The sequence below is a fragment of the Aquisphaera insulae genome (assembly GCF_011064615.1).
Taxonomy (GTDB): domain Bacteria; phylum Planctomycetota; class Planctomycetia; order Isosphaerales; family Isosphaeraceae; genus Aquisphaera; species Aquisphaera insulae.
The window spans coordinates 25412-35789 of record NZ_JAALJH010000089.1 but is presented as its reverse complement, the minus strand read 5'-3'; the positions used below and the strand labels follow the sequence as shown (position 1 = coordinate 35789).

The window sequence follows — 10378 nt, the reverse complement described above, 5'->3', positions numbered from 1 at the left end:
GTGGGCGGGTGGTTCGGACGGGGCGCAGCCCACCAGCCTCCGGCGTAAGCCGGACCGCCTTCGAGCGAGCGACGGCCTGCCCCGCGGATCGCACTGACGTGCGAGGCTGGAGGCTTCGCCCGTCCGAACCACGATCTGACGATCGTGGTCACCCAGGCTTGCAGGGCCGTGCCGACTATCAACCTTGGGAGCCGAATCCTCACCATCTCGGGACGATGCCCGGAAGCGTAAGCGACGGATGATCCCAAATCATGAACCCACCGTCGCTTACGCTTCCGGCTCGGACATGGGGATCGGGATTGTCGCACGACGCGATGGTGGAGCTTGCCATTCCTTGTAGCCACGTAGGCCCTCCGGGTGGCCGTGGTGGAACACCACGGGACCGGCTCGGCCCCGGAGAAAAGCCTGTCCAACCACTCGGCCTGCTCTCCGTGGTGTTCCACCACGGCCACCCATGCTCCAGGCTGAACATAGCTGGGACAAGGCCCCTGGTGCCAGGACGACGGCCTGCCCGCCCGTGGTGTCCCACCACGGCCACGCATGCTCCGGGCTCGCGGCGAAGGAGTGTGGCCGAATGACCGGCGAACAACTGTGGCGCGTGACACAGAAGGCGATCCACGGCGATCGTTGCGCCGGCCGACCGAGGCGGAACTGATGCCCCCGACTCGATTCGATCGAGCCTCCGACGGCCATTCACGGTCCGATCATGCCGGCCCGGTCGCCAATTTTCCGGATTTTTGTGAAACCGGGGGCGTGCTTTCCGGGATTCTCCTAGATAGGGAGGGCCCCTTGCGCGCGGACCGTCTGCGCGCCTCCCGGGGATCTTTGAAAATTCGGTGGTCGGTGATCCATGAACTCGGCGCCGGCCTGCTGGGAGAGTGCAGGCCGGCGGGTGGCCAGAGAAATTGGCGAGCAAAGCCAATCCGGAAAACAGACTCAAGGTCAGGCGTGAGTGACGTTTACAACGAAATCGCCTGGCCATCGAGTTGACGATCAAAGCCAATTGCACCGGACGACCATCGAGGGCCTTGATGCGACGGAAGGACGCCAGGAACGACCCGCCGGGGCGGACGGTCCCCGCGACGGTCGGCGTCCTCGATGCGGGCTGAGATGAGGGCGGAAAGGACGGCGAACGACCAGAAAACCGGCGAGCAAAGCCAATCCGGAAAACGAATGGAATAGCCTATATTGCAAGGGTTTATGGCGTTGTCGCCGTGATGCCGAGACGACGAACAAAGCCAAATTGCCGCGGTCCTGGTGGCGGACGTCATGAGCGGATACGCCAGGTATCCCTGGGTGTTGTGGACCGGCGGCGATGGGCCGGGATCCGCGGGGCGAGGAGGGCTTGAACGGGCGCGAGGGAAACTCCATAATGGCCAGATGCGCGGCCGTTCGGGCTGCATGCTGGTCCTTCGTGAGCGTGGGCCGGTCTTCGGGACCGGTGGCTCGTGACTTGGGTCGGTGCGGGCGTGGGGGAATGGTATCCTGCGCCTCTGGTTCCAACTTCTTTCTTTCAGGGAGACCTCGCCTGACCGCGGGGTCGGTCAGGGCGAGCCATCGATGGCCGAAGCATTGAAGATCCGGGTCGAGGCCCGGGACCCCGCCAAGAACAAGGGGACGGGTAGCCGAGTGGTCAGGCGCCTTCGCAAGGAGGGCCGCATCCCGGCCGTGATCTACGGCCACAAGCAGGAGGTCGTGCCCATCTCCCTTTCGAAGGAAGATGTCTGGCAGATGATCAAGGGCGCGAGCCACCTGGCGGAGCTCGACCTGGGCAGCAAGTCCGAGACCGTCCTGATCCGGGACGTCCAGTGGGACAACCTGGGGCGGGAGATCCTCCACCTGGACTTCGCCCGCGTCAGCGCCGAGGAGCAGATCGAGACCGAGGTCAAGATCGAGGTCCGCGGCCAGGCGGCCGGCCTCGCCGACGGGGGCGTGCTCGAGCAGATCGTGCACACGCTGTCCATCAAGTGCCCGGCGGCCTCGATCCCGGACTCGATCCGGGTCGACGTCAGCGGCCTGGGCCTGGACCAGGCGATCCACGTCCGCGACCTCCAGTTGCCCCCGAACGTCGTGGCGGACGCGGACGGCGACCTGCTGATCCTCCACGTTGTGACGCCCAGGGTTGCGGAGGAGGCCGCGGCGGCCGAGGGGGCCGATGCGGCCACTCAGCCCGAGGTCATCAAGCCCGAGCGCAAGGAAAAGGACAAGGACGACTGATCGCGGGCGGCCTCGGGCTTGCCGTCATGGCCGGAGGAGGGCTTCCCTCCTCCTGACCGCCCGGCGCCGGTCGCGGATCTCGTCCGCCGGGAGTTCCGTCCTTGGCAACGTTGAAGCTCGTGGTCGGCCTGGGGAACCCCGGCAACAAGTACGCGGCGACCCGCCACAACATCGGCTTCGACCTGATCGATCGCCTCGCGGCCGGGGGTCGCGGGGCCTCGTTCTCCCGCAAGTTCGAGGGGCAGCTCGCCGAGGCCGAGATCGACTATCGGCGGGTCCTGCTGCTCAAGCCCGAGACGTTCATGAACCTGAGCGGCCGGTCGGTCGGCCAGGCCCTCCGCTTCTACAAGCTCGAGCCGGCCGACCTGCTGGTCGTCTGCGACGACCTGAATCTCCCCGTGGGGAAGATCCGGATCCGCCCCGGCGGATCCGACGGGGGCCAAAAGGGCCTCCGGGACATCAACTCCCACCTCGGGACCGAACAGTACGCCAGGCTCCGCATCGGCATCGGCGACAATGGCGAGAGCGATGCCGCCGACTACGTGCTCAGTCGCTTCCGCAGCACCGAGCGAGCCGCCATCGACGACGCCCTGATCCTCGCCAGCCAGGCCGTGGCCGTCTGGATCTCCCAGGGGACCGAGGCCGCGATGAACCGGTTCAATGGGATCTCGCCGGGGAAGCCGTGAACCGCGACGAGGCTCCGGCAACCCACGACCAATCAATCAACCAACCGACACGACCCGCTGGCCGAACTCACTCGTTCGCGACCCGAACGAACACGAAGACGACGCGATTCGACATCTGCCCTGGAGGACTCGCACTTGGCCGTTCAAACGTACGAAGGGATGTTCCTGCTCGACAGCACCAAGGCCGCCGCGGCCTGGGACGACACCGTCAAGCACGTCCACGACATCCTCACCAAGCACAGCTCCGAGATCGTGGCCAGCCGCCAGTGGGACGAGCGCCGGCTCGCCTACGCGGTCGAGGGGCACAAGAAGGGGACGTACCTCCTCACCTACTTCAAGACCGACGGCTCGCACCTGAAGGAGATCGTCGCGGACTGCCACCTGAGCGACCTCATCCTCCGCGAGCTCATCCTCAAGGTCCCGACCAAGCTCGAGGAGCACCTGGTCAACCAGGCGATGACCTCGAACCCGAACGTCGATGCCGAGGAGGGTGGAGACGAAGACGGCGACGATCGCCCCCGCCGCCGCCGCCGCGACGACTGATCGGCTCCTGCCGGTTACGCCTGCCGCCGCCGGAGATTCCGGCGGTTTTCGTCCTTGCAATCTAGGGAACAAGCGTTTAGTTTTGAAGTGAGATCGTGGTTCCCTGGATTTCCGTGTCCGAGGTATCTTCCCACGGGTTCGGCGGGTAGGCGGTCGAGAAAGGAACGCAGCGATGGCCGACTTGAACAAGGTTTTTCTCATGGGTCGACTGACGTTCGACCCCGAGCTGCGGCGGACCCCCGGCGGCACGGCCGTCGCGGAGCTCCGGATGGCGACCAGCCGCGGCTGGACCGACCGCGAAGGGAGTCGGCGCGAGGAAACGCTGTTCATCGACGTGACGGTCTGGGACCGGGCGGCGGAGAACTGCTGCCAGTACCTGCGGAAGGGGAGCCAGATCCATGTGGAAGGCTCCCTGAAGATGGACACCTGGGAGGACAAGACGACCGGCCAGAAGCGGGAGAAGATCCGCGTCCACGCCGATCGGGTCCAGTTCCTCGACTCCCGGCGGTCCGACTCCGGCGGCGGAGGCGGCGACTATGGCGACGAGGACGGGGCTTCGGCTCCCGCTCCCGCCCGCGAGCCGGCCCCGCGTCGGTCCTCGTCCCCCAGCCCGGCCAACGGCGCGGGTGCCGGTGCGGGGCGCGGCGGCTACTCGGCGGGCCCTCGCACCAGTCGGCCCGCCGCCGAGCCCGAGCAGGAAGAGGATGACATTCCGTTCTGACTGGATTTGGGGCCGGCCAGGCGCACAAATGCACCGCTTGGCCGGACCGGCCGGATCCGCTTAAATCGTTACTCTCCACAAATTGCGTCCAACGCGATATCGTCGAACGGGTCCGGGTCGGTCCGCGAACGGGGTAGTACCTGGGTGGGGCCCATCGCCCGCTTCCACGCATTGATTTCGAGGGGGCCCTTTCATGGCCAAGACAGCGAGTTCCTCGGGCGGAAAGACCAAGACGAAGGCCAAGGCCAAGGGGTCGGCCAAGAAGGGGACCGGGAAGTCTCACGTCACTCCCCATGCGAGCGCCGCGGCGCTCGTCAATGCACCCCGCCAGCCCGGCGTCGAGCGGAGGAAGAACCATCCGCTCCGCGCCAAGGACGGACACATTTCGGTCCTGCTTACCCAGTCGGTGACCCACGTCGGCCAGACCGGCGAGCTCGTCAAGGTTAAGCCGGGCTTCGCCCGGAACTACCTCCTGCCCCAGGGCCTGGCCACCTTCGCCACGCCGCACAACCTCCGGATCGTCGAGAAGCACCGCGAGCGGCTCCGCCAGCTCGAGGAAGCTCGCCGCGCCGATCTCCAGAACCTGGGGGCCCAGATCTCCCAGCGGACGATCTCGATCGAGGCCAACGCCAACGAGGAAGGGCACCTCTACGGATCGGTCAACGCCGATCAGATCGCCGCGGCGCTCAAGGCCGCGGGCTTCCCGGTCGAGACCGACAACGTCCGCATCGAGGGCCCGCTCAAGGACCTGGGGTTCTACACGATCCGCGTCGTCCTGGGTCAGGACATCGAGACCGAGGCCAAGCTCTGGGTCGTGCCGACCCACACCGAGGAAACCGGCGACTGATGCCCTCGGGCTATCAACCGATCTCGACGAAGGGAGGCGGGCCGCAAGCTCGCCTCCTTCATTTCGAACCCTCGTCCCGGGCCACCTGGCCGGATGCGTCCACCCTGCCTTAACCGCTCGTTCCCGGGACTTCCCTCCGCGCGGGGGGCAGATCACTCCTCATATCCCGCCGAATCGATCGAAATCCCTCGGCTTCTCGCCGGCTTCTCCCTTTCGATGACTTTTCGCGATGGAGCGGACCCCCGGAAACCGATACGATTGTTCAGAGATCGGCGACCCGTCGAAGTCGATGGTGGGTGGTCGGATGATGGCATAGAGGGGGAGTTCGACGCAGCATGGCTTCGGTACCAGCACCCGGATATGGTGGGAACAAGATGGGCTCGGGCAATGGGAACATCCCCTTCCCCAAGTCGGCGGGCGGGTCGCTCAGCGATCACCTGCCGCCCCAGAACCTGGATGCGGAGCGATCGGTGCTGGGCGGCATCCTGCTGGACAACGAGGTCCTGCACGACATCGTCTCGTTCCTCAACGTGGAGGACTTCTACCGGGACTCGCACCAGGTTGTCTACAGAGCGATCCGCGACCTGTACGACCTGGGCAAGGGGATCGACGCCCTGACGCTCGCCGACGAGCTCGAGCGCCGGGATCAGTACAAGCAGATCGGCGGGGACGAGCTGCTGCTGGAGATCGCCAACAGCGTCCCGCACGCGGCCAACACGAAGTACCACGCCGAGATCGTCCGCCAGAAATCGATCAGCCGCCAGCTCATCGAGGGCGCGACGGACATCATCCGCGACGGCTATTCCAACCTGTACACCGCCCAGCAGCTCCTCGAGTCGGCGGAGAAGCGGATCTTCGCGATCGCCGAGGACCAGATCAAGGGGGAGACCCACGAGATCAAGTCGGTCCTCGAGAGGGCGATGACGCTGATCTCGAAGCGGGCCGAGGAGAAGCACCCGGTGTCCGGGGTGGCCTCCGGGTTCTTCAACCTGGACGACCTCACCAACGGCTTCCACGCCGACCAGCTCGTGATCATCGCCGCCCGCCCCAGCATGGGCAAGACGGCCATGATGTTGAATATATGTGATCATGCGGCGATTAACTGCGGGATCGCGACGCTCATCGTCAGCCTGGAGATGGGAAATCAGGAGATCGGCGAGCGGCTCCTGTGCGCGCGGTCGCGGGTCGACGGCCACAAGCTGCGGACCGGCCAGGGGCTCGACTACCGGGAGCTGAACAAGCTGGCGAAGGCCTATCACGAGATGGAAGGGACGCCGATCTTCATCGACGACACCCCCGCGCGGAACATGCTCCAGATCACGGCGATGGCCCGCCGCCTCAAGCTCCGGCAGGAGCTGGGGCTGATCGTCGTGGACTACATCCAGCTCATCGACGCCGAGGAGAGCCGGGACAGCCGCCAGGAGCAGATCGCCAAGATCAGCCGGCGGCTCAAGACGCTCGCCCGCGAGCTGCACGTCCCGGTCATCGCCCTCTCCCAGCTCAACCGGGGCGTCGAGAACCGCGAGGACCGCCGCCCGCGGATGGCCGACCTCCGCGAGTCGGGGGCCATCGAGCAGGACGCGGACATGGTCCTGCTGCTCCATCGCCCCGAGTATTACGACCCCAACGACCAGCCGGGCATCGCCGAGGTGATCGTGGCCAAGAACCGGAACGGGCCGACGGGCACGGCGAAGCTGACCTTCCTCAACAAGCTCACCCGCTTCGAGAACCTGTCCACCATCGCCGAGCCTATGCCCGACGAGGGGAGCCCGTTCTGAGCAAGCGTCGCGGGCGATCCCCGTCCGCGGTTTCGGTCGGGAATCGAATCGTTCAGGGCGCGTCCACGTCGGTCTCCGACCAGTGGGGCATGTCCGGCGGGGGCCAGATCTCTCCGGGCGGCAGCCATGCGGGACGGGGCGGAGGCTCCTTCTGGAGGTACGGTCCGAGCGTCCGTCGAACCTGATCGAGATCGACTTTCCGACCCTCCCGCGGCAGGTCGAGCAGGAGCGCGGCGTCGTAGACGTCGGGCAGCTCCGGGGCGTCGACCCGGCCGAAGGCCTCGCGGATCGTCGCCAGGCCGATGCCCATCCGGGACGCCAGCTCCTGGGCCTGGTCCAGCCGGCTCAGCGCGCGGCGCTGCCAGGCGGCCCGGTCCAGTAGGATGATATGAGCACGCATCGTCTGGAGGGACTGGATCGGGAACATCTTCGTCTCGGCCGGCAGCGAAGGGGGCACCCAGTTCCGCCAGAGCCGATCGACGCGCGGCTGATTCAGGACCATCAGGACCGACAGCAGGCCGATCACGGCGAGGGCATCGAGGCGTTTCATGGCCGCGCGGCCCGCCGCCGGCCCGCGCGGGCCGGCGATCCACCCCGCGGCGAAGAGCACGGCGCCAACCTGCGGGACGACGTCGTACCAGGGGACGATCATCCCCATGTTGATCGTACGGAGGTAGCGGAACGGCATGTAGCCGCGGACCGTCCATTCGACCAGGTAACTCCCGAAGACGAGCGACAGCCCCGCGCATTCGAGCGGATTGAAGGCGGCGAGGCCCCCCCTCCTCAATCGTCCGAAGGCCCAGATGCCGACGATCGCCGCGGTGATCGTCAGGCCCTGGGTCGCGGTCGTCTGGGCCTTGAGGCCGAGGTTGCCCAGGATCAGGTTCTCCGGGATGGCCTGGCCCGTGTGGAGCAGGCCCTCGACGGGTTTCGCGGCCTCCTTCGTGGTCCTTCCGTGGAAGCTGACCGTGCTGTCGACGTGCCTGGCCCCGAAGGCCACGCTGATCAGGACCGCGAGGATCGAGGCGCCGAGCGGCACGGCCGCCGCCAGCCGGCAACGCCTCCGGCCATCGAGCCAGAGGTAGACCGAGGCCACCGGGCCGGCCATGTGGCCGATCGTCCAGCACCAGCCGGCGAACATCGCCGACAGGCCCATCAGCGGCAGGGCCCCGATCGACGGAGATCGCCGCCAGCACTGGGCGTACCAGAGCGCCCCGAGGACCCCGAAGGCCGCCCAGAGCGTCTGCCCCGAGGAATACCAGCATGCCGGCGAGGCCATCACCGAGGTGGCCCCGACGACCACCATCGACGCCAGGCCCAGCGCGGGCCGGCCCGTCTCCCTGGCAACGAGGCGACCCATGAGGAGCATGACGGCCACGAGGATTCCGAAGGCCGCCTCGGCCAGGACCTCGGGCAGTTTGGCGAGCCGCCCCGACCAGGCGACCAGGGCCCAGGTCACGACGCGCCATGCGGGCACGACGTGGGTGTTGTGGGGCACGAACAGATTGGAGGCCGTGCGGGCGAGCGTCCGCGAGGCCCCGAGGTAGGCGAAGTCGTCGCTGTAGAGGCGGTAGATCGCCAGCGGATTCCGCGGCACATGGGCCGACCCCGGCAGTCCGACCGGCGCGAAGAAGAGGAACCCGGGCGCGGCCAGGATCAGGACGACCAGGCACAGGAAGCCCGGGCGGTCGAGCGGTCGAGCCAGCCACGCCATGACCGCGGATCGAATCCCCCGGGGCCGGATCTTGCTCACGTCAGGGGGCCTCGCGATCGGGTCCGGGGGGCTTCAGGAGGGTCAACGACTCGATCGTGAACTTGCAGGGCCGATTGTCGGGCTGGATCCGGAGCTGCGAGACGACGTCATCGACCCAGACGGTCGTTTCCAGCCCGCGGCCGCTCGGGAGATTCCAGTTGCCGTACTGCTGGTCTTCGGGGAAGTCGCGCTGGCCCGGACGTCGCCAGGCGAGTCGGAACCGCGCCGGCGTCCCATCGGAGTTCTCGTGATCATAGCGGATCCGGATGCCGTATACAGGCGTGGGCGCGGCCAGGTCGAACCGGACCCAGGGATCCGGCCCGGTCGCCTCGATCGTCTTGCCGTCCCATCTCGCCAGCCGCAGCTCCGCCGGGGAGAGGGCGATCGGCTGCTCCTGGAACGTCGGGTCGTCGCGGAGCGCGCGGAACTTGCCGATCCCCGCGTGATGGAGGCTCTCGAGCGAGCGCCTGAGGTCTTGCTGGGACGGGTGGAGGAAGGGGGAGTACTTCCGGACGAGCCGGAAAGCGGGCGTGCCCGCGGCAAGGTCGCGGTCGAAGGCGGCCGACTGCTCCCCAGCGCGTTGCCCGGCCTTCAGCCCCTCCTGGACGTTGGGCCAGATCAGGACGGTCGCGATCGTCCCCATGATCGCCGGGATCAGCCGCCGGGTGACCCGCGTGCCGTAGACCGAGAACGCGAGGTAGGAGGCCAGGATCGCCGGGATGGCCAGGGTCGTGTAGCGCGACTGGAGCCCGGCGAGTACGTCCTCACCGGAACGGCCCCAGCCGGAGCCGATCGCCAGCGAGGCGACGGCCCCCAGGACGCAGAGCAGCCCTTCGACCCGAGCACGTTCCTCCGGCCGGACACACCAGGCATAGCCGAGCGTCGCGACCGCCCCCATGAGCATGACCACCGCCAGGATGCCCGACCAGGGCCAGAGGCTCGCCCCCGGCGCCCCCAGGCTCATCCCGAGGAACTGGGCCGTGGTCCGGATCGCCGCGGCGGGCCCGCCCGGCGCCGCATGGTGCGGAGGCGAGACGTAGCCGCGGAAATAGAGCACCGCGAGGATGAGGGCCGGGACCGGCAAGAGCGCGAGGATCGCCGCTCGAGGCCGGCCCGCGGGGCCTCGCCGAATGAGCATCCCGGCGGCCGTCGCCCAGAACCAGCCCGCCAGGGCGGGGACGAATGCAAGTCCCCCCGCGTTGCAGAGCGGCATCAAGGTCAGGCAGGCCGCGGCCACGACCATCGCCCCCATGCCCGGGGCCGATCGCGTCGCGGCGACGAGCGAGAGGATCGCCCCGAGCAGGAAGACCGGGAGCACATACGTCACCTGGATGGCCCACAGGAGATTGGCATGATGACCCAGGCTCAAAAGCACGATCGGCAGCATCGCGTCGTGGTAGGTGGTCGCGCCGCGAGCCATGCGCGCCGCGTGGATGAGCAGAGCGGCGAGGAGGCCGAGGAGCCCGGCCATGAGGAACATCACCGGCCGTGGGCTCCCCCCGGTGGCCCAGAAGCTCGCCAGGAGGATCAGCCGGGCGAGCGGAATCTGGTGCTCCGAGTGCTGTGACCAGAGCCAGCTCAGGGTCACGGGCTTCTCGCCGCAGAGCTGCGGGATGACCGCGTAATCATCCCAGAGGGGCACGTCCGGCCCGAATCGGGCCACGAAGACGAGCGTCGCCAGGAGATGGCATGCCCAGATTCCCCAGACGAAGATCGAGGCGCCGGGTTCCGCCGGCGAGGCCGACGGAGATGTGCCGCCCGCGGGCGCGGCGGCCGGCGCCTGGCTGGAGTGTCGAGCGGTCGTTGCCTCGGTCGCCAAGCCTGATTCTCCCC

Annotated in this window: 8 protein-coding genes; 6 read left to right on the top strand and 2 right to left on the bottom strand. The window is 67.8% G+C overall.

The window, feature by feature from the left end:
• The first annotated feature begins 1560 nt into the window (after positions 1–1560).
• The 6 genes from G6O54_RS30585 to dnaB all read left to right on the top strand — a co-directional run bounded on the left by G6O54_RS30585 (position 1561) and on the right by dnaB (position 6792).
• Positions 1561–2217: a 50S ribosomal protein L25 gene (locus G6O54_RS30585; protein WP_165232378.1), complete on the top strand. Its 657-nt coding sequence runs from the start codon at positions 1561–1563 to the stop codon at positions 2215–2217.
• Positions 2218–2327: 110 nt separating this feature from the next.
• Positions 2328–2903, top strand: a complete 576-nt coding sequence (pth, locus tag G6O54_RS30580) for an aminoacyl-tRNA hydrolase (RefSeq protein WP_165232385.1) — start codon at positions 2328–2330, stop codon at positions 2901–2903.
• Between the two features lie 135 nt (positions 2904–3038).
• Entirely contained in the window at positions 3039–3446 is a 408-nt protein-coding gene (gene rpsF, locus G6O54_RS30575) for a 30S ribosomal protein S6 (RefSeq protein ID WP_165232375.1), read from the top strand.
• Between the two features lie 172 nt (positions 3447–3618).
• Complete coding sequence (locus tag G6O54_RS30570; RefSeq protein WP_165232372.1) at positions 3619–4167, top strand: single-stranded DNA-binding protein; 549 nt, start codon at positions 3619–3621, stop codon at positions 4165–4167.
• A gap of 193 nt (positions 4168–4360) precedes the next feature.
• On the top strand, positions 4361–5014 hold the full coding sequence (gene rplI / locus G6O54_RS30565; RefSeq protein WP_165232369.1) for a 50S ribosomal protein L9: 654 nt from the start codon (positions 4361–4363) through the stop codon (positions 5012–5014).
• A gap of 335 nt (positions 5015–5349) precedes the next feature.
• The gene (gene dnaB / locus G6O54_RS30560; RefSeq protein WP_165232366.1) at positions 5350–6792 is read left to right on the top strand and encodes a replicative DNA helicase; all 1443 of its coding nucleotides are present in this window, start codon (positions 5350–5352) and stop codon (positions 6790–6792) included.
• A 52-nt stretch (positions 6793–6844) separates the two neighbouring features.
• Here dnaB and G6O54_RS30555 read toward each other — a convergent pair whose 3' ends face one another.
• Together G6O54_RS30555 and G6O54_RS30550 are read right to left on the bottom strand one after the other, a co-directional pair.
• Positions 6845–8545: a hypothetical protein gene (locus tag G6O54_RS30555; protein WP_165232363.1), complete on the bottom strand. Its 1701-nt coding sequence runs from the start codon at positions 8543–8545 to the stop codon at positions 6845–6847.
• Position 8546: 1 nt separating this feature from the next.
• Complete coding sequence (locus G6O54_RS30550; RefSeq protein WP_165232360.1) at positions 8547–10364, bottom strand: hypothetical protein; 1818 nt, start codon at positions 10362–10364, stop codon at positions 8547–8549.
• Positions 10365–10378: the final 14 nt, after the last annotated feature.